This is a genomic window from Streptomyces krungchingensis (genome assembly GCF_054729265.1).
Window position 1 is genome coordinate 2,500,707 of record NZ_JBPUKY010000001.1, and the last position, 19,706, is coordinate 2,520,412.

Below are 19,706 nucleotides of genomic sequence, written 5' to 3' on the forward strand. Positions count from 1 at the left end.
CTGACCGTTCTCTACTTGGCGGTCTCGGCGACGAGGCGCTCGACCGAGTCGATGGCCTCACCGATCGCGCCCGGGTTCTGGCCGCCGCCCTGGGCGACGTCCGGCTTGCCGCCACCGCCGCCGCCGAGGGTCTTGGCGGCCGTGCGGACGAGGTCACCGGCCTTGAGGCCGCGCTCACGGGCGGCCTCGTTGGTGGCGATGACCGTCAGCGGCTTGCCGTTGACCGTGGTGAAGAGGGCGACCACCGCGGCCCGTCCGCCCTGGATGCGGCCGCGCACGTCGAGGACCAGCTTGCGCAGGTCGTCGGCGGTCGTGCCGTCCGGCACCTGGCCGGTGACGAGGGCGACGCCGTGGACGTCCTTGGCGGAGTCGACGAGACCGCCGGCGGCCTGGAGGACCTTCTCCGCGCGGAACTTCTCGATCTCCTTCTCGGCGTCCTTCAGCTTGCCGAGCATGGCGGAGACCTTCTCCGGGAGCTCCTCGGAACGACCCTTGATCAACTCCTGGAGCTGGGCGACGACCGTGTGCTCGCGGGCGAGGAAGTTGTAGGCGTCGACGCCGACCAGGGCCTCGATGCGGCGCACGCCGGAGCCGATCGACGACTCGCCGAGCAGCTTGACCAGGCCGAGCTGGGCGGTGTTGTGGACGTGCGTGCCACCGCACAGTTCCTTGGAGAAGTCACCGATGGTGACGACGCGGACGCGCTCGCCGTACTTCTCGCCGAACTCGGCGATGGCACCCTGCTTCTTGGCCTCGTCGATGCTCATGATCTCGGCCTGGACGTCCAGGTCGCGGGCGAGCACCTCGTTGATCTGCTGCTCGACGTCGGTCATCACGGCCGTCGGTACGGCGGACGGGGAGCCGAAGTCGAAGCGGAAGCGACCGGGCTGGTTCTCCGAACCGGCCTGGGCGGCCGTCGGGCCGAGGGCGTCGCGCAGGGCCTGGTGCGTGAGGTGCGTGGCCGAGTGGGCGCGGGCGATGGCCTTGCGGCGGCGGACGTCGATGGAGGCCTGGGCCTTGGCGCCGACGGTGACCTCGCCCACCTGGACGACGCCCTTGTGGACGTACACGCCCGGGACGGGCTTCTGGCAGTCGCGGATCTCGATGACGGCGCCGGAGTCGACCTTGATGCGGCCCGTGTCGCCGATCTGACCGCCGCCCTCGGCGTAGAACGGGGTGCGGTCGAGGACGATCTCGACCTCGTCGCCCTCCGTGGCGGCCGGCGAGGACGCGCCGTCGACGAGGATGCCGACGATCGTCGACTCGCCCTCGGTGCGGTCGTAGCCGATGAAGTCGGTCTCGCCGGCGGCGTCGGCGATCTGCCGGTAGGCGCCGAGGTCGGCGTGGCCGGTCTTCTTGGCCTGGGCGTCGGCCTTGGCGCGCTCCCGCTGCTCCTTCATCAGGCGGCGGAAGCCGTCCTCGTCCACGGAGAGGCCCTGCTCGGCGGCCATCTCCAGGGTGAGGTCGATCGGGAAGCCCCAGGTGTCGTGGAGCAGGAACGCCTTGTCACCGGCGAGGACGGTGCCACCGGACTGCTTGGTCTCGGTGACGGCGGTGTCGAGGATGTTGGTGCCGGCCCTCAGTGTCTTGAGGAAGGCGGCCTCCTCCGCGAGGGCGACCTTCTCGATGCGCTCGCGGTCGGTGATGAGCTCGGGGTACTGCTGGCCCATCATCGCGATCACGGTGTCGATCAGGTCCTTGACGACCGGACCGGTGGCGCCGAGCAGGCGCATGTTGCGGATGGCGCGGCGCATGATGCGGCGCAGCACGTAGCCGCGGCCCTCGTTGCCCGGGGTCACACCGTCGCCGATGAGCATCACGGACGTCCGCATGTGGTCGGTGACCACGCGCAGGGAGACGTCGGAGTCGTGGGCGGCGCCGTACTCGACACCGGTCAGCTCGGTGGCCTTCTTGATCACGGCCATGGAGGTGTCGATCTCGTACATGTTCTGCACGCCCTGCAGAATCATGGCGAGGCGTTCCATGCCGAGACCGGTGTCGATGTTCTTGCTGGGCAGCTCGCCGAGGATCTCGAAGTCCTCCTTCGAGGTGCCCTCGCCACGCTCGTACTGCATGAAGACCAGGTTCCAGATCTCCACGTACCGCTCGTCGTTGACGGCCGGGCCGCCCTCGACGCCGAACTCGGGGCCGCGGTCGTAGTTGATCTCGGAGCACGGGCCGCAGGGGCCCGGCACGCCCATGGACCAGTAGTTGTCCTTCTTGCCCAGGCGCTGGATGCGCTCGGCCGGGACGCCGATCTTGTCGCGCCAGATGGTCTCGGCCTCGTCGTCGTCGAGGTAGACCGTGATCCACAGACGCTCGGGGTCGAGTCCGTAACCACCCTTGTCCTGGGGCGTGGTGAGCAGCTCCCAGGCGTAGGTGATGGCGCCTTCCTTGAAGTAGTCGCCGAAGGAGAAGTTGCCGCACATCTGGAAGAACGTGCCGTGGCGGGTGGTCTTGCCGACCTCTTCGATGTCGGGCGTACGCACGCACTTCTGCACGCTGGTGGCGCGCGGCCACGGCGCCTTGACCTCACCGAGGAAGTACGGCTTGAAGGGCACCATGCCGGCGGGGACGAGGAGCAGAGTCGGGTCGTCCGCGATGAGCGACGCCGAAGGGACGACGGTGTGACCGCGCTCCTCGTAGAAGCTCAACCAGCGGCGGCGGATTTCAGCCGACTCCATCAGTGGTCCTCATTCCGGTTGTACGAGTACGTCGTGTTCTCGATGTACTTGATCTGCTTGTCGTTGCCGATGGCGGCGATGCCCCGCTGCGCGGGGAGCTCGGCGTCGGTGCGGTGGTTCAGACCGAGTGCCTCGCCGAGTTCGGCCTCTCGCTGGACCATGCCGTCGCGGACGTCGAGCGCGAACTCCTTGAGCCGGTGGCCCGCGTCGATCGCCTTGTTCGCGGCCTGCGCCGCGAGGCTCTCCGGGGTCAGCTGCCTGAGTTTGCGGTTGACCTTGGTGGTGGCCCATACACCCGCGGCTGCGCCGGCGGTGAACCAGAACGTACGGCGGAACATCGCTGCGTCAGTCCTTCTTCCGCTTGCTCCGTCGCGCGGACGGGACGGTGCGGCCCACGATCACGGTACGTCGGGGGGCCTTCTCGGGCACATTCTCACGACGGCCTCCGATGGCACGCCGCACGCCGTAGCCGAACGCCGCGACCTTCACCAGGGGGCCGCCGAAGGTGGAGGCGACGGTGGTCGACAGCGCCGACGCGTTCGACGTGACCTCCTGGACGTCCGACGCGATGGCGTCGACCCGGTCGATCTGCGTCTGCGCGGACCGCACCGCGGCGGACGCGTCGGCCAGGAGCGGGACTGCCTGTTCGGTCACGTCCGCGACGAGCTTCGTCGTCGCCCTGAGCGTCTGGGCCAGCCTCGCCAGAGCGACGGCGAGGAAGGAGACCAGGATCGCCCAGAAGACGGCCACGAGGATCCCGGCCACCTCTCCACCGGACACTGTGCACCCGCTCCCTGACTGCATGCCTGAACATCGAAAAGTCGTCCCCCGAGCCTATCGCGCCGGGGCCGCCGCTCCGTACCGCATTACCGCCCGCCCCGTGCGGAGTTGCGGGAAGTGATTGTACGGAACGCTTACGGATCAGTACTCTCCGTGTCTCATGCAGCGCTCTCACCGCCCTCGCGGCGCCGGTGGTCCGGTGCCCGGCAATCTGCCCCTGGAACTCGACGCGTTCGTGGGGCGCTCGGCCGAACTGGCCGGACTGGCCGGGGCCCTGGGCACGGCGCGGCTGGTGACCGTCACCGGCATGGGCGGCGTCGGCAAGTCGAGACTGGCGGCGCGTGCCGCGGCCCGGACCGAGCGGCGCGACGGGGTGTGGCGCGTGGACCTCTCCGCGATCCGCGACCCGGGCCTTGTCGAGTACGCGGTCGTCGAGGCCCTCGGCCTGACGGACCAGACGTCGCGATCGCCGCGCGAGGCACTCCTCGACCACCTCGCCGAACGCCAACTCCTCCTGGTCCTGGACGGGTTCGAGCATCTGGTGGACGCGAGTGCCTCGCTGGTGGGCGCTCTGCTGCGCGGGACGCCGGGACTGCGGGTGCTCGCCGTGGGGCGCAGGCCGCTGGGTGTCGCGGGCGAGCGGCTGTTCCCGCTGGCGCCGCTGCCCGGGCCGGACGCCGCCGAGCTGTTCGCGGACCGGGCCGCGGCCCGGCTGCCCGGCTTCGCGGTGCACGACGGCAACCGGTCGGAGGTGGCGGAGCTGTGCCGGCGCCTCGACGGGATCCCGCTCGCCGTCGAGCTGGCGGCGGCACGTCTGAACACCCTCTCCCCCGCGCAGCTGCTCTCCCGCCTGGAGGACCGCTTCCGGCTGCTGACCGGGGGCGCGCGCGACGCCCCGGCGCGGCACCAGACGCTGCGCACGGCGATCGGCTGGAGCCACGAGCTGTGCACGCCCGAGGAGCGGCTGCTGTGGTCACGGCTGTCGGTGTTCGCCGGGCAGTTCGACCTGGAGGCCGCGGAGTACGTGTGCAGCGGTGAGGGACTGGCCGCCGACTCCGTGCTCGACGTGCTGGGCGAACTGCTCGCGCAGTCCGTGGTGTCGCGCGAGGAGACGGTGGCGGGTGTGCGCTACCGCATGCTGGAGACGGTCCGGGCGTACGGCGCGGACTGGCTGGAGGCGACGGGCGACGCCGACCGGCTGCGCCGGCGCCACCGCGACTGGTACATGGGCCTGGCCACCTGGTGCGAGCTGGACTGGTTCTCGCCCCGGCAGGGCGAGGTCGCCGCGCGCGTCGAGTCGGAGCTGCCGAATCTGCGCCGCGCCCTGGAGCACTGTCTGACCGAGCCGGGCGACGCGCATCTGGGCCAGTACCTGGCGGGCACCCTGTGGTTCTACTGGGTCGGCTGCGGGCGGCTCTCGGAGGGCAGGCACTGGCTGGAACGCAGCGTGGACCTGGACGGCGACCGCGACCAGTCGCGGCTGAAGGCGCTGTGGGTGCTCGGCTACGTCGCGGTCCTCCAGGGCGACACGGTGCCCGCGCTCTCCGCGCTCCAGGAGTGCCGGGAGGAGGCGGAGCGCACCGGGAACGCCACGGCGGTGGCCTACGCCGAGCACCGCACCGGCTGTCTGGCACTGGTCACCGACGACATGGCGCGCGCGGAGACCCTGCTGCGCTCGGCGCTGGACCGCTATCACGAGATCGGCGAGCTGAACAGCAATGTGCTGATGGGCCAGGTCGAACTCGCGATGACGCTGGCCTTCCAGGGCGATCTGCCGGGCGCGGTGAGGCTGTGCGAGGACGTCCGGCGGGTCTGCGAGGACCACGGGGAGCGCTGGGCCCTGGCCTATGCGCTGTACGTCCTCGCGTACCAGGCGCTGGCCGAGGGCGACGCGGCGCGGACCCGGCACCTGCTGCGGGAGTGCCTGGCCATCGCGCACACCTTCCACGATCTGCTCGGCACGGTCCTCGCGGTGGAGGTGCTCGCCCTGGTCACGGCGGTGGAGGGCGATCCGGCCGAGGCGGCGGTGCTCCAGGGGGCGGCGTCGCGGATGTGGCCGTCGGTGGGGCTGCCGCTCTTCGGCTCGACGTACTACAACGCGCCGCACGAGCGGTGCGAGGCGCTGGCCCGGGAGCACCTGGGGGACGCGCGGTACGCGGAGTGCGTCCGGGAGGGTGCGCTGCTCGGGCGGGAGGCGGCGGTGGTCCGGGCGCTGGGCCGGACGGGGCCGCCGCCGCTCGGTGCGGTCCCGTCGCCGCCCCGGCTGCCCCCGGACATGCGCGAGCCCGCCGTCTCGCCCACCTCGAAGGGCGGGGAGACGACGGGCTGACGCGCAGGTGGTGCTACGTCCGCGGGTGGATCAGCGGGCGTAGTACTCGACGACGAGCTGCTCGTCGCAGATCACCGGGATCTCCTTGCGGTTCGGCTCACGGTCCAGGCGGAAGGCCAGGGCGCGGAGGTTCACCTGGAGGTAGCGCGGGGTCTCGCCGTCGGGGGCGAAGCCACCCTCACGCGCGACCTGGAACAGCGGCTTCTCGCGGCTGCGCTCGCGGACCATCACGACGTCGTCGGGACGGACACGGAACGAGGGCTTGTCGACCTTCTGGCCGTTGACCTCGATGTGGCCGTGGACGACCATCTGGCGGGCCTGGTAGATCGTGCGGGCGATGCCCGAACGCAGGACCAGCGCGTCGAGACGGCGCTCGAGCTCGATGACCAGAGCCTCACCGGTCTTGCCCTGCGTCTTGGCGGCACGCTCGTAGGCGCGGACGAGCTGGCGCTCGGACACGTCGTACTGCGCGCGCAGACGCTGCTTCTCGAGCAGACGGACCTTGTAGTCCGAGTTCTGCTTGCGGCCGCGGCCGTGCTCACCCGGCGGGTAGGGACGGGCCTCGAAGTACTTGACGGCCTTCGGGGTCAGCGCGATGCCGAGGGCACGCGACTTCTTGACCTTGGGGCGGGACTGGTTCGCCATGAACCAAACACCTCATGTTTCTGATCTGAATACGGCTTCACCAGGGTTAGGGGAGGTCGCATCCGCAGCCTGGGAAACCCCGCGGGTCCTTGCGGACCTGCCGGGCAGCCGCTCCCTGGTCTGGGCACATACGTGCAGCACGCGAGTGGCCCACCGACCGTCCCGGTGACCGGGTGGTGGTGGGCTGCCCGCGACACCTTCGACGGTGCGCGACGCTCCTGGAATCCCCCCGTGGAGGCGGGGGCTCCGGCTGCATGTCCCGTTCTGGTGGTGCCGACCGGAGCCGGACACGGGACGCAGCGCTGGGGGTCATCCTACAGGGGGTTGCGGGCCCCTCTCGACCGGAGGGTGCGCCGGGCCGGTGTCAGGGTCTGCCCCGCCCGAGATGCTTGCGGGTCCACTCCACCGCGTCCGCGTACCTCGCCTCGGCGCCGTGCCGGGTCGGGGTGTAGTACTCGCGGTCCTTGAGCTCCTCCGGCGCGTACTGCTGGGCCGCGATGCCTTCGGGCAGGTCGTGCGGATACACGTACCCCTGGGCGTGGCCCAGCTTGGCCGCGCCCTTGTAGTGGCCGTCGCGCAGGTGCGGCGGCACCGGGCCCGCGTGCCCCTTGCGCACGTCCTCCATCGCGGCGCCGATCGCCGTGGTCGCGGAGTTGGACTTGGGGGCCAGGGCGAGGGCGATGGTGGCGTGGCTGAGGGTGAGCGCGGCCTCGGGGAAGCCGATCATGGCGACCGCCTGGGCGGCGGCGACGGCTATGGGCAGCGCGTTCGGGTCGGCGAGGCCGATGTCCTCGCTGGCGGAGATCATCAGGCGCCGGGCGATGAAGCGGGGGTCCTCACCGGCCTCGATCATCCGGGCCAGGTAGTGCAGCGCGGCGTCGACGTCGGAGCCGCGGATGGACTTGATCAGGGCGCTCGCCACGTCGTAGTGCTGGTCGCCGTCGCGGTCGTACTTCACGGCGGCGCGGTCGACGGTCTCCTCCAGGGTCTGGAGGCCGATCTCCGTCTCGCCCTTGTCGAGCGCCGCGCCCGCGGCGGCCTCCAGGGCGGTCAGGGCGCGGCGGGCGTCGCCGCCGGCGATCCGCAGCAGGTGGTCCTCGGTGTCCTCGGGGAGGGTGACGGCCTCCTTGAGGCCGCGCTCGTCGGCGAGGGCGCGGCGCAGCAGGCCGCGCAGGTCGTCGTCGGTGAGGGGTTCGAGGGTGAGGAGCAGGGAGCGGGAGAGCAGGGGGGAGATCACCGAGAAGTACGGGTTCTCGGTGGTGGCGGCGATCAGCGTGACCCAGCGGTTCTCCACGGCCGGGAGCAGGGAGTCCTGCTGCGCCTTGCTGAAGCGGTGGATCTCGTCGAGGAAGAGGACGGTCTCCTTGCCGAATCCGCCGGTGGCGCGGCGTGCCCCGTCGATGACGGCGCGTACCTCCTTCACGCCCGCGGTGATCGCCGACAGCTCCACGAAGCGCTTGTTCGTGGCCTTGGACACGACGTACGCGAGGGTGGTCTTGCCGGTGCCGGGCGGGCCCCAGAGGATCACCGAGGAGGGACCGGCCGGCCCGCCGTTCCCCTCGCCGACGAGTCTGCGCAGGGGGGAGCCCGGCTTCAGGAGGTGCTGCTGGCCGACGACTTCGTCGAGGGTGCGCGGGCGCATCCGGACGGCCAGGGGGCTGCTGGACGGGTCCTTCTCCTGGCGTTCTTCGGCTGCGGCGGTGAACAGGTCGGGCTCCACGGGGAAAACCCTATGTCACGCCACTGACAATGCCGTCCGGCCCGGGTCTCGGGGACCGGGGCGGGGTCAGCTGGTCCAGAAGTCCCACCAGCGGGTCAGGATCAGCATGCCGATGATGCCGATGTGCAGGGTCGGCAGGACCCAGGTGAACTCGCCGAGGAAGCTCTTCAGCCAGCGCGGGGCGGGCAGGAAGTCGTTGCGCACGTTGGACGAGGTCACGTACCAGAACATGATGATCGTGGCGACCCAGGCCAGGCTGCACCAGAGGCAGAGCGAGTTGATGCGGTAGAGCGACTGGAACTGCAGCCAGGTGCAGAATCCGACGCCGAAGAGCGTGCCGGCGTTGAAGGTGAGCCAGTACCAGCGCGGGAAGGTGGCGCGGGCGAGCAGGCTCATGCCGACGCAGATGACGATGCCGTACGTCACCAGTCCGAGCATCGGGTTGGGGAAGCCGAAGGCGGAGGCCTGGTCGCTCTTCATGATGTTGCCGCAGGAGACGACCGGGTTCAGGCTGCACCCGGGCACGAAGTTCGGGTTCTCCAGCAGTTTGAACTTGTCGATCGTGATGACCCAGGCGGCGAGCAGCCCGGCGGCTCCGGTGATCACCAGCATCAGCGCGAACGCGCGGCTGCCGCCGGTCGTACGCGGGGCGACGCCGTCTTCCCGGCCGGTCGAGACGTCCTTCACTGTCGTCTTGCTCATCACGCCGTTTCCGTAGTTCGAAGGGGGCCTGCGGGCACGGTCATTGTGCCGCACCCTCCCCCGTGTCCACCGTTCGCTGGACATAAGGAGGTACGCACGGAGGTCCCGGAACGTTCGGTTCGGGGGGAGGCTCGTCGGCATGACAGCACACGCGAAGCAACTCGCGGTGGACGTACGGGGGCTGCGCAAGCAGTACGGGGACGTGACCGCCGTCGACGGCATCGATCTCGGCATACGGCAGGGCGAGGTGTTCGGCCTGCTCGGGCCGAACGGCGCCGGCAAGAGCACCACGGTGGAGATCCTCCAGGGCAACCGCGGGCGGGACGCGGGCGAGGTGTCGGTGCTCGGTTCGGACCCCGCGACGGGCACGCGCGCGTGGCGCTCGCGGGTCGGGATCGTCTGGCAGGACGAATCGGCGCCCGCCGAGTTGACGGTGCGCGAATCCGTGCGGCATTTCGCCCGGTATTATCCGAATCCCCGTGATCCGGAGGAGGTCATCGCGCTGGTCGGCCTCCAGGCGAAGGCCGACAGCCGGATCAAGGCGCTCTCGGGCGGCCAGCGCAGGCGGCTCGACGTCGCCCTCGGCGTGATCGGCGGCCCCGACCTGCTGCTCCTGGACGAGCCCACCACCGGCTTCGACCCGGCCGCTCGGCGGCAGTTCTGGGATCTGATCCGCCTGCTGGCCGACGAAGGCACGACGATCCTGCTCACGACGCACTACCTGGAGGAGGCGGAGGCGCTCGCGGACCGGCTCGCCGTCGTCGCACGGGGCCGGGTGGTCGCCGAGGGCGAGCCGGCCGCGCTGCGCGAGCGCTTCGGCACGGAGACGACGGTCGCGTGGACCGAGCACGACGGCACCCCGCGCACCGAACGCACCGCCACCCCGACCCGGACCGTCGCCGAGCTCATGCACCGCTTCGACGGGGAGATCCCGGGGCTGCGGGTGACCCGCCCCACCTTGGAGGACGTCTATCTGCGGCTGACCGGACAGGAGAACGCGCGATGACCACGACCGCCGTACGCGCACGTGGCGGGACCCGCTCGGACCGGCTGCCCGGGGCCTGGGGACTCGGCCTGCACCGGGGCGCCCTGGAGATCAGGCAGTTCTTCCGCCAGCGCGACCAGGTCGTGTTCACCTTCGCCTTCCCGGTCGTGTTCCTCTTCCTCTTCGCGTCGATCTTCAGCGACGACGTGCGGGGCGCGGGCATCACGGCCTCCCAGCTCTACGTCCCCGCGATGATGGCCGCCGGCATCATGTCGACGAGTTTCCAGTCCCTCGGCATCTCCATCGCGATCGAGCGGGACGAGAAGGTGCTCCGCCGGCTGCGCGGCACACCCATGCCGCCGGCCGCGTACTTCCTCGGCAAGATCTGGCTCGTCCTGGTCACCGGCGCGCTGGAGACCGCCGTACTGCTCACCGTGGGCACCACGCTGTACGACGTGGAGCTGCCCTCCGACCCCGGCAAGTGGGCCGAGTTCGGCTGGATCTTCGTGCTGGGACTCACCGCGTGCGCCCTGCTCGGCATCGCGATCAGCTCGGTGCCCAAGTCCGGGAAGAGCGCCACCTCGGTCGTCGTCCTGCCCTTCCTGGTGCTCCAGTTCATCTCCGGGGTGTACATCTCCATCGACACCATCCCGGACTGGATGCTGAACATCGGCGCCGCGTTCCCGCTCAAGTGGATGTGCCAGGGACTGCGCGGGGTGTTCCTGCCCGAGTCGGCGAAGGTCCTGGAACAGGCGGGTGACTGGGAGTTCGGGCGGATCGCCCTGGTGCTCGGGGCGTGGTGCGCCGGCGGACTGCTGCTGTGCCTGCTGACCTTCCGGTGGAAGAACCGGCGCGACGGATGAGCCCCGCCGGCGCTCCCGCCGGCTCCCGAACGCCGGAGGGGCCGGTGCGCGGCCCCTCCGGCGTTCCCGGAGCGGGGCCCCGGGAGGCGGTTCAGCCCAGCCGGGACGTCAGCTCGGCGACGAGGTCGTCGAGCCCCACCGCGACCTGCTCGCCGGACTCCATGTCCTTGAGCTGCACGACGCCCTCGGCGAGATCGCGCTCACCGGCCACGACCGTGTAGCGGGCCCCGGACCGGTTGGCGTTCTTCATCGCGCCCTTCAGCCCCTTGCCGCCGTACGAGAAGTCGGCGGCGACGCCGCGCCTGCGCAGCTCCGTCACCTTGGCGAAGAGCACCCGGCGGGCCTCCTCGCCGAGCGGCACCGCGAACACACTGGTCGACGCGGGGAGTTCGAGCGAGACGCCCTCGGCCTCCAGGGCGAGGACCGTGCGGTCGACGCCCAGCGCCCAGCCCACCGACGGCAGCGCGGGACCGCCGATCATCTCGGAGAGACCGTCGTAACGCCCGCCACCGCCGACCGCGGACTGGGAGCCCAGGCCGTCGTGGACGAACTCGAAGGTCGTCCGGGTGTAGTAGTCGAGCCCGCGCACCAGCTTCGGGTCGTCCTCGAAGGAGACGCCCGCGGCCGTGATCAGCTCGCGCACCTCCTCGTGGTACGCCTTGCACGCGTCGCACAGGTAGTCCCGCAGCAGCGGCGCGCCGACCAGCTGCTTCTGCACGTCGTCCCGCTTGTCGTCGAGGACGCGCAGCGGGTTGATCTCCGCACGGCGCAGGGTGTCCTCGTCCAGGTCGAGGCCGCGCAGGAAGTCCTGCAGGGCCGCCCGGTACACGGGGCGGCACTCCTTGTCGCCGAGCGAGTTGAGCAGGATGCGGAAGTTGCGCAGCCCGAGCGACCGGTAGGCCTGGTCCGCCAGGATGATCAGCTCGGCGTCCAGAGCCGGGTCCTCGGCACCGATCGCCTCGGCACCGACCTGCGAGAAGTGCCTGTAACGGCCCTTCTGCGGGCGCTCGTAGCGGTAGTAGGAGCCCGAGTACCAGAGCTTGACGGGGAGGTTGCCCGCCTTGTGCAGGTTCGCCTCCAGCGCCGCGCGCAGTACGGAGGCGGTGCCCTCCGGACGCAGGGCCAGCCGGTCGCCGCCCTTGGTCTCGAAGGCGTACATCTCCTTGGTCACGATGTCGGTGGACTCACCGACGCCGCGCGCGAACAGTTCGACGCTCTCGAAGCCGGGCGTCTCGATGTAGCCGTAGCCGGAGTTGCGCAGCGGTGCGGCGATGGCCTCGCGGACGGCCAGATACGTCGCGGACTCCGGCGGGATCAGGTCGTACGTGCCCTTGGGGGCCTTGAAGGTGCTCACGGAAAGTCTCTCGTCACATTCCTCGTCGGGGAGCGTCCACGCTCCCTTGGCCGGCGGCCACCTGCCGCAGATACGGGTTGGTGGCGCGCTCCTGGCCGATGGTCGTCTGGGGGCCGTGGCCGGACAGCACCACGGTCGAGTCGTCGAGCGGCAGGCACACACGGGCCAGCGAGTCGAGCATGTCGGCCATGTCGCCGCCGGGCAGGTCGGTGCGTCCGATGGAGCCGGCGAAGAGCAGATCCCCGGAGAAGAACACGGACGGGATGTCCGCGGCCTCCGGCATCCGGAACGTCACCGACCCCTTGGTATGGCCGGGCGCGTGCGCGACGGAGAGGTCGAGGCCCGCCAGCTCCAGCCGCGCGCCGTCGGAGAGCTCCTTGACGTCGTCCGGCTCCCCCACGGTCAGCTCGCCCATCAGCGGCATGCCGATGGAACGGCCGAGCGCCTTCTCCGGGTCGCTCATCATGTACCGGTCCTCGGGGTGGATCCAGGCCGGTACGTCGTGCGCTCCGCAGACCGGGACGACCGAGGCGACGTGGTCGATGTGGCCATGGGTCAGGATGACCGCGACGGGCTTGAGCCGATGCTTCTTGAGTGCGTCCTCGACTCCCTGGGCGGCCTGATGGCCCGGGTCGATGATCACGCACTCCTCACCCGCGGCGGGGGCGACCAGGTAACAGTTGGTCCCCCAGGCCCCGGCGGGGAACCCGGCAATGAGCACGATCGTCCTTCGTGGTGGCGTACGCGCTGGTGTCGTACGGGGTGGGCGGCTGTGGTCAGAGCCTACCGGCGCTGCCGATTCCTCAGCGAACCCATATACGGTACGGGGCACACGCAGGCGGTCGGCTCACAAGACGCACGCGTCCCACTTGACGTACGAGACGCATGAGGAGAAAACCCGGTGGTCAGCCAGGAACAGCGGCGGCGTCAGCTCGCCCGGGAGAAGTTCTTGCGACAGCAGCAGCGGCGCACGGCCGCACGGCGCAAGACGCACACGCGCAACGCGATCGTCGCCTCGGTGCTCGGCGTGGTCGTGGTGGGCAGTGTCGTGTCGTACGCGACCGGGGTCTTCAAGAACGACGACAAGAAGGCCAACGCGGGCGCGGAGGTGACGCCGACCCCCTCGGCGACGAGCAAGGCGCCCGACCCGTGCCAGAAGCCCGCGGAGGGCAAGGTGAAGCAGCTGAGCTGGAAGAAGGAGCCGGCGCTCACCATCGACAAGTCCGCGGACTACACGATGAAGATGGCGACGACCTGCGGTGACATAGACATCGCGCTGAAGGCCTCGGCGGCCCCGCACACGGTCAACTCGTTCGACTTCCTCGCCGGCAAGGGCTACTTCGACCACACCAAGTGCCACCGGCTCACCACCGACGGCATCTACGTGCTCCAGTGCGGCGACCCGCAGGCCACCGGCGCCGGCGGCCCCGGGTACACCATCCCGGACGAGAACCTGAAGGACAAAAGCCTGAAGGGCAACGTGTATCCGGCGGGCACCGTCGCGATGGCGAACCAGTACAACCCCCAGACGCAGAAGGGCCGCAACACCGGTGGCAGCCAGTTCTTCCTGGTCTACCAGGACAGTCAGCTGCCGCCCGACTACACACCGTTCGGCACGGTGTCCGAGGCGGGGATGAAGGTCCTCAAGAAGATCGCCGCCGCCGGTGCGCAGCCCGCCGATCCTCAGACCGGCAACACCGCACCGAACGCGACCGTGGTGATCGACAAGGCGACCATCACCAAATCCTGACCGTCAACAGGGGAACTTCGGTCGCGCGGGATGCGGACAGGCAACCCGCTGGTCGCCTATGTTGGCGGTGACGAAACTGTGGACGATGCCAGGGGGCTACGACGCCCCTCACAGGCATCATGTGGAGGAGGCGCTGTGAGCAGCGACCCGTGGGGCCGCGTCGACGAGACGGGGACCGTGTACGTGCGTACGGCCGACGGCGAGCAGGTCGTCGGTTCCTGGCAGGCCGGCTCCCCCGAGGAGGCGTTGGCCTACTTCGAGCGCAAGTACGAGGGCCTGGTTGTCGAGATCGGCCTCCTCGAGAAGCGAGTGAAGACCACCGACCTGTCGGCGAAGGACGCCCAGACCGCCATCGATCACATCCGCGAGCAGGTGGACGCCCACCACGCGGTCGGTGATCTGGACGCGCTGCGCGGACGGCTGGACAAGCTCGTCGAGACGGTCGAGTCGCGCCGCGAGGAGCGCAAGGCCCAGCGGGCCAAGCAGTCCGACGAGGCGCGGCACGCCAAGGAGGCGCTGGTCGTCGAGGCCGAGGAGCTCGCGCAGAGCGACCAGTGGCGGGCGGCCGGCGAGCGGCTGCGCGCGCTGGTGGACACCTGGAAGGGTCTGCCGCGGCTCGACCGCAAGTCGGACGACGAGCTGTGGCACCGCTTCTCGCACGCGCGCTCGGCGTTCTCCAAGCGTCGCAAGGCGCACTTCGCGTCGCTGGACGCGCAGCGCGAGGAGGCCCGCAAGACCAAGGAGAAGCTGGTCGCGGAGGCCGAGGCGCTGTCCGGTTCGACGGACTGGGGTCCGACGGCGGCCCGCTACCGCGAGCTGATGGCGGACTGGAAGGCCGCGGGCCGGGCGCAGCGCGAGCACGAGGACGACCTGTGGAACCGCTTCCGCGGCGCCCAGGACGTGTTCTTCGCGGCCCGCAGCTCGGTCTTCGCCGAGCGCGACGCGGAGCAGTCGGAGAACCTGAAGCTCAAGGAGGAGCTGGCCGAGGAGGCCGAGAAGCTCGTCCCGGTGACCGACCTGAAGGCCGCCCGCGCCGCCTTCCGCTCGATCAACGAGCGCTGGGAGGCCATCGGTCACGTGCCGCGCGACGCCCGCCCGAAGGTCGAGGGCCGGATGCACGCGGTGGAGCGGGCTCTCCAGGAGTCCGAGGAGGCCGAGTGGCGCCGGACCAACCCGGAGGCACGCGCGCGTGCCGAGGGTCTGACCGGGCAGCTCCAGGCCGCCGTGGACAAGCTCCAGGGCCAGATCGACGCGGCCCGCTCCGCGGGCAACACCGCGAAGGCCGACAAGCTCCAGAAGGAGCTCGACGGCCGTCAGGCGCTGCTCGACCAGGCCCTGAAGGGTCTGCAGGAGTTCGGCGGCTGACACTTCGGCGACACGAGAGGGGCTCCCGTACGGTGCGTACGGGAGCCCCTCTCATGTGCCGTCCGGGCGCGGCCCGCCGTTACGGCCTGCGGGCCGAGGTCACGCGGTAGACGTCGTACACGCCCTCGACGCCCCTGACCGCCTTCAGGACGTGCCCCAGGTGCTTGGGGTCGCCCATCTCGAAGGTGAAGCGCGAGGTGGCGACCCGGTCGCGGGAGGTCTGCACGGCCGCGGACAGGATGTTCACGTGCTGGTCCGACAGGACACGGGTGACGTCCGACAGGAGCCGCGAGCGGTCCAGTGCCTCGACCTGTATGGCCACCAGGAAGACCGAGGACTGCGTGGGCGCCCACTCGACGTCGAGGATGCGCTCCGGCTCGCGGGACAGCGAGTCGACGTTGACGCAGTCGCTGCGGTGCACCGAGACGCCGCTGCCGCGCGTGACGAACCCGATGATCGGGTCGCCGGGCACCGGCGTACAACAGCGGGCGAGCTTGACCCACACGTCCTCGACGCCCTTGACGACCACACCGGGGTCGGCGTTGGAGCGGCGCTTGCGGCCACGTCCGCGGGCCGGCGGAACGGCCTCGTCGATCTCCTCGGTGGCCGCTTCCTCGCCGCCGAGTGCCTGCACCAGCTTCTGCACGACGCTCTGCGCGGTGACGTGGCCCTCGCCGATCGCCGCGTACAGCGACGAGATGTCCGGGTAGCGCATCTCGTGCGCGAGGGTGACCAGGGAGTCGCCGGTGAGGATGCGCTGGATCGGCAGGTTCTGCTTGCGCATCGCGCGCGCGATGGCGTCCTTGCCGTGCTCGATCGCCTCGTCGCGGCGCTCCTTGGAGAACCAGGCGCGGATCTTGTTGCGGGCGCGCGGCGACTTCACGAAGCCGAGCCAGTCGCGGGAGGGTCCCGCGCCGGTGGCCTTGGAGGTGAAGACCTCCACCAAGTCGCCGTTGTCCAGGGTGGATTCGAGCGGTACGAGGCGTCCGTTGACGCGTGCGCCTATCGTCCGGTGGCCGACCTCCGTGTGGACCGCGTACGCGAAGTCGACCGGTGTGGCACCCGCCGGCAGCGCTATGACGTCGCCCTTGGGGGTGAAGACGAAGACCTCGTTGCGGGACAGGTCGAAGCGCAGGGACTCCAGGAACTCGCTCGGGTCCTCGGTCTCCTTCTGCCAGTCGAGCAACTGGCGCAGCCACGCCATGTCGTTGACCGTGTCCTGGCCTGCGCTGCCCTTCGCGGCCCGGGGCACGTCGGTGCGGATCTTGGAGGTGCCGGCGACGGTCTCCTGCTTGTACTTCCAGTGCGCGGCGATGCCGTACTCGGCGCGGCGGTGCATGTCGAAGGTGCGGATCTGCAGTTCGACCGGCTTGCCGTTGGGGCCGATCACCGTGGTGTGCAGCGACTGGTACATGTTGAACTTGGGCATCGCGATGTAGTCCTTGAACCGGCCGGGGACCGGATTCCATCGCGCGTGCACGGTGCCGAGAGCGGCGTAGCAGTCCCGGACGGTGTCGACCAGGACGCGGATGCCCACCAGGTCGTAGATCTCCGCGAAGTCACGGCCGCGGACGATCATCTTCTGGTAGACGGAGTAGTAGTGCTTCGGGCGGCCGGTGACCGTCGCCTTGATCCGGGCGGCCCGCAGGTCGGACTGGACCTCGTCGGTCACTATGGCGAGGTACTCGTCACGCTTGGGGGCGCGCTCGGCGACCAGGCGCACGATCTCGTCGTACATCTTGGGGTAGAGGATCGCGAAGGCGAGGTCCTCCAGTTCCCACTTGATGGTGTTCATGCCCAGGCGGTGGGCGAGCGGCGCGTAGATCTCCAGGGTCTCGCGCGCCTTCTTCTCCTGCTTCTCGCGCTTGAGGTAGCGCATGGTGCGCATGTTGTGCAGACGGTCGGCGAGCTTGATGACCAGGACGCGGGGGTCCTTGGCCATGGCGACGACCATCTTGCGCACGGTCTCGGCCTGTGCGGCCTCGCCGAACTTGACCTTGTCGAGCTTGGTGACGCCGTCGACGAGGAGGGCGACCTGGTCGCCGAAGTCGCGGCGCAGGGTGTCCAGGCCGTACTCGGTGTCCTCGACGGTGTCGTGCAGCAGGCCCGCCATCAGCGTCGCCGGGTCCATGCCGAGCTCGGCGAGGATGGTGGTCACGGCGAGCGGGTGCGTGATGTACGGGTCGCCGCTCTTGCGCTTCTGGCCGCGGTGCCAGCGCTCGGCGACCTGGTAGGCCTTCTCGATCTGCCGGAGGGTCGCCGTCTCGATCTTCGGGTCGTTGCTGCGCACTATCCGCAGCAGCGGCTCCAGAACCGGGTTGTACGGGTTGGAGCGCTGGACGCCGAGACGGGCGAGGCGGGCGCGCACACGGTTGGAGGAACCGCCGCTGCGCGCGGGCTGGCCCGGCGCGGGGCGGACCGCCGACGTGCCGGAGGGGCGCTCGGGAGGCGCGGGCTTGGGACGTGGCTGCTCGGCCGCCTTGCGGTCGGGCGCCGCCTGGGCATGCTCGACCGGCCCGCCGGTGGTGTTCTTGGCGGGCCTGTCCGCGGGCGCCGAGGCACGCTCGGGCTTCGCGGACGGCGTGACTCCCAGGCGTTCGGCGCTGGGGGCGAGTGGCTGGGCCTCGTCTGGCAAGAGGGCTCCTCGTGCGCGTTCCGGGTCCCCCGGTCAGGCTCCGGAGACCCCATGGTAGCGATCCTGAGCGTCGGACTCGCTGTCGGCCGATGGGACGGCCTCATACAGAAGCAACGCAAGAGGCGGGCGCCGGATTCCTCCGGGCCCGCCTCCGCGGTGTCCTACGGGTGTCTCAGGGCTTTCCAGGGCCTTTCCCGGGGGTTTTCCCACGGGGTGGCCGGACTCGCCGTCCTGGGTCCGCTCAGACCTTGAGGAGCGCCTCCAGCGGAGCTCCCTGGAGCGCCGGCTCCAGACGGCCCCGGCCGCCCAGGAAGCCGAGCTCCATCAGCACGGCGACGCCCGCGGTCTCGGCGCCCGCCCGGCGGATCAGCCGGAGGGAGGCCTCGGCGGTGCCGCCGGTGGCCAGGACGTCGTCGACGACGAGCACGCGGTCGCCCGCGCTCAGGTCCTCGGCGTGCACCTCGATCTCGGCGGAGCCGTACTCCAGGTCGTACGCCTGCGACAGCGTCGCACCGGGCAGCTTGCCCGCCTTGCGGACCGGGATGAAGCCGAGCCCGGCCCGGATCGCGACCGGGGCGCCGAGGATGAAGCCCCGGGCCTCCAGGCCGACGATCTTCGTGGCGCCGTTGCGCACGGCGATGTCGGCGAGCGCGTCGGTGAGCGCCCCGAAAGCTGCCGGGTCCGCCAGGAGAGGGGTGATGTCCTTGAACATCACACCCGGCTCCGGGTAGTCGGCCACATCACGGATGCGGCTGAGCAGCAGTTCTTCGATGTCCGTCATCGGCGCTTCCCCGAAGGACGGCCGCGGCCGCGGTTGCGGGACGCGGGCTGGTTGCGCGGGCCGACGACCGCCGCCGCGACATCGTCCGGCTCGTCGTCCGCCGGCACCCCGGCGGCCTGGGGCTCCAGGGACTCGCCCTTGGCGGCGGCCTGGGCCCGCTTGGCGAGGACCCGCTTGCGCAGGGCCTTCATCTGCGGCTCGCGCTCCTTGAGGTCGGCGACGAGCGGCGTGGCGATGAAGATCGACGAGTACGCACCGGCGGCGAGACCGACGAACAGCGACAGCGAGATGTCGTTCAGCATGCCGGCACCGAGGACACCGCCACCGATGAACAGCAGGCCCGCGACCGGGAGCAGCGCGACCACCGTGGTGTTGATCGACCGGACCAGGGTGCCGTTGATCGAGCGGTCCGCGACCTCGCTGTAGGTGAAGCGGGTCTGCTTGGTGATGTCCTTCGTCTGCTCCTTGAGGCTGTCGAAGACGACGACCGTGTCGTAGAGCGAGTAACCGAGGATCGTCAGCAGACCGATCACGGTGCCCGGGGTGACCTCGAAGCCCACCAGGGCGTAGATGCCGACCGTGATGGTGATGTCGTGGATCAGGGCGACCAGCGCGGCGACGGCCATGCGCCACTCGAAGGCGATGGCCAGGTAGATCACCACGAGGACCATGAAGATCGCCAGGCCCTGCCAGGCCTTGTTGGCGATCTGGTCACCCCAGCTGGGGCCGACCAGGTCGGCGTTGATCTTCTCGGAGTTGACGTTCAGGTCCTTGGCCAGCGTGTCCTTGATCTGGTCGGACTTGTCGGTGTCGATACCGGCGATCTGGATGCGCAGGCCGCCGTTGCCGAGCTTCTGGACGATCGCGTCGTGGCCGGACGCCTCCTCCGCGAACGTCTCCGCCTGCGTGACCGAGACGCTGGTCTTCTCGGTGGTGAAGACCGCTCCGCCCTGGAACTCGATGCCCATGTTCAGGCCGCGCACCGTCAGGCCGAGGATGGCCGTGATGGTGATCAGGATCGAGATGCCGTACCAGATCTTGCGCTTGCCGACGAAGTCGTAGCCGATCTCGCCTCGGTGGAGCCGGGCGCCGAGGGTGCCGAGTTTCGACATC

General features: G+C 70.3%; 16 protein-coding genes. 5 read left to right on the forward strand and 11 right to left on the reverse strand.

What is annotated here, in order from left to right; all coding sequences use genetic code 11:
* Positions 1-11 precede the first annotated feature (11 nt).
* The 3 genes from alaS to ACSYGO_RS11175 are packed head-to-tail and all read right to left on the reverse strand — an operon-like array spanning position 12 to position 3,488.
* Positions 12-2,684, reverse strand: a complete 2,673-nt coding sequence (gene alaS / locus ACSYGO_RS11165) for an alanine--tRNA ligase (RefSeq protein ID WP_432175942.1) — start codon at positions 2,682-2,684, stop codon at positions 12-14.
* The gene (locus ACSYGO_RS11170) at positions 2,684-3,022 is read right to left on the reverse strand and encodes a DUF6167 family protein (protein ID WP_426681676.1); all 339 of its coding nucleotides are present in this window, start codon (positions 3,020-3,022) and stop codon (positions 2,684-2,686) included. The genes alaS and ACSYGO_RS11170 overlap by 1 nt, the downstream gene beginning before the upstream one ends.
* 7 nt (positions 3,023-3,029) lie before the next feature.
* Complete coding sequence (locus ACSYGO_RS11175; protein WP_095933040.1) at positions 3,030-3,488, reverse strand: DUF948 domain-containing protein; 459 nt, start codon at positions 3,486-3,488, stop codon at positions 3,030-3,032.
* A 136-nt stretch (positions 3,489-3,624) separates the two neighbouring features.
* Here ACSYGO_RS11175 and ACSYGO_RS11180 point away from each other — a divergent pair, with 136 nt between their 5' ends.
* Complete coding sequence (locus ACSYGO_RS11180) at positions 3,625-5,793, forward strand: ATP-binding protein (protein WP_426681675.1); 2,169 nt, start codon at positions 3,625-3,627, stop codon at positions 5,791-5,793.
* Positions 5,794-5,823: 30 nt separating this feature from the next.
* On the opposite strand, the gene rpsD is transcribed toward ACSYGO_RS11180, so the two are convergent.
* The 3 genes from rpsD to ACSYGO_RS11195 form a co-directional block, all read right to left on the reverse strand.
* Positions 5,824-6,438 carry a 30S ribosomal protein S4 gene (gene rpsD / locus ACSYGO_RS11185; protein ID WP_028803708.1) on the reverse strand — a complete coding sequence of 205 codons (615 nt, stop codon included), beginning with the start codon at positions 6,436-6,438 and terminating at the stop codon, positions 5,824-5,826.
* Between the two features lie 364 nt (positions 6,439-6,802).
* The gene (locus ACSYGO_RS11190) at positions 6,803-8,158 is read right to left on the reverse strand and encodes a replication-associated recombination protein A (RefSeq protein WP_095933042.1); all 1,356 of its coding nucleotides are present in this window, start codon (positions 8,156-8,158) and stop codon (positions 6,803-6,805) included.
* A gap of 66 nt (positions 8,159-8,224) precedes the next feature.
* Positions 8,225-8,860: a vitamin K epoxide reductase family protein gene (locus tag ACSYGO_RS11195; protein WP_460386599.1), complete on the reverse strand. Its 636-nt coding sequence runs from the start codon at positions 8,858-8,860 to the stop codon at positions 8,225-8,227.
* A 139-nt stretch (positions 8,861-8,999) separates the two neighbouring features.
* Between ACSYGO_RS11195 and ACSYGO_RS11200 the strand changes: the two genes are divergently transcribed.
* Positions 9,000-9,866: an ABC transporter ATP-binding protein gene (locus ACSYGO_RS11200; protein ID WP_426681673.1), complete on the forward strand. Its 867-nt coding sequence runs from the start codon at positions 9,000-9,002 to the stop codon at positions 9,864-9,866.
* Positions 9,863-10,708, forward strand: coding sequence for an ABC transporter permease (locus tag ACSYGO_RS11205; RefSeq protein WP_460386600.1), 846 nt, complete (start codon positions 9,863-9,865; stop codon positions 10,706-10,708). The genes ACSYGO_RS11200 and ACSYGO_RS11205 overlap by 4 nt, the downstream gene beginning before the upstream one ends.
* 91 nt (positions 10,709-10,799) lie before the next feature.
* On the opposite strand, the gene hisS is transcribed toward ACSYGO_RS11205, so the two are convergent.
* A complete protein-coding gene (hisS, locus tag ACSYGO_RS11210; RefSeq protein ID WP_426681671.1) occupies positions 10,800-12,062 on the reverse strand; it encodes a histidine--tRNA ligase in 1,263 nt (420 codons plus the stop codon).
* 13 nt (positions 12,063-12,075) lie between these two features.
* Positions 12,076-12,783: an MBL fold metallo-hydrolase gene (locus ACSYGO_RS11215; protein ID WP_359502444.1), complete on the reverse strand. Its 708-nt coding sequence runs from the start codon at positions 12,781-12,783 to the stop codon at positions 12,076-12,078.
* 180 nt (positions 12,784-12,963) lie between these two features.
* On the opposite strand from ACSYGO_RS11215, the gene ACSYGO_RS11220 reads away from it, so the two are divergent.
* Positions 12,964-13,812: a peptidylprolyl isomerase gene (locus ACSYGO_RS11220; protein WP_426681670.1), complete on the forward strand. Its 849-nt coding sequence runs from the start codon at positions 12,964-12,966 to the stop codon at positions 13,810-13,812.
* Positions 13,813-13,947: 135 nt separating this feature from the next.
* Entirely contained in the window at positions 13,948-15,177 is a 1,230-nt protein-coding gene (locus ACSYGO_RS11225; RefSeq protein WP_426681669.1) for a DUF349 domain-containing protein, read from the forward strand.
* Between the two features lie 79 nt (positions 15,178-15,256).
* Here ACSYGO_RS11225 and ACSYGO_RS11230 read toward each other — a convergent pair whose 3' ends face one another.
* The 3 genes from ACSYGO_RS11230 to secF form a co-directional block, all read right to left on the reverse strand.
* Positions 15,257-17,812, reverse strand: coding sequence for a RelA/SpoT family protein (locus ACSYGO_RS11230; RefSeq protein ID WP_426681668.1), 2,556 nt, complete (start codon positions 17,810-17,812; stop codon positions 15,257-15,259).
* 241 nt (positions 17,813-18,053) lie between these two features.
* Entirely contained in the window at positions 18,054-18,593 is a 540-nt protein-coding gene (locus tag ACSYGO_RS11235; protein ID WP_426681667.1) for an adenine phosphoribosyltransferase, read from the reverse strand.
* Entirely contained in the window at positions 18,590-19,705 is a 1,116-nt protein-coding gene (gene secF / locus ACSYGO_RS11240) for a protein translocase subunit SecF (protein WP_426681666.1), read from the reverse strand. Before secF ends, ACSYGO_RS11235 begins: the two co-directional genes overlap by 4 nt.
* Between the last annotated feature and the right edge of the window lies 1 nt (position 19,706).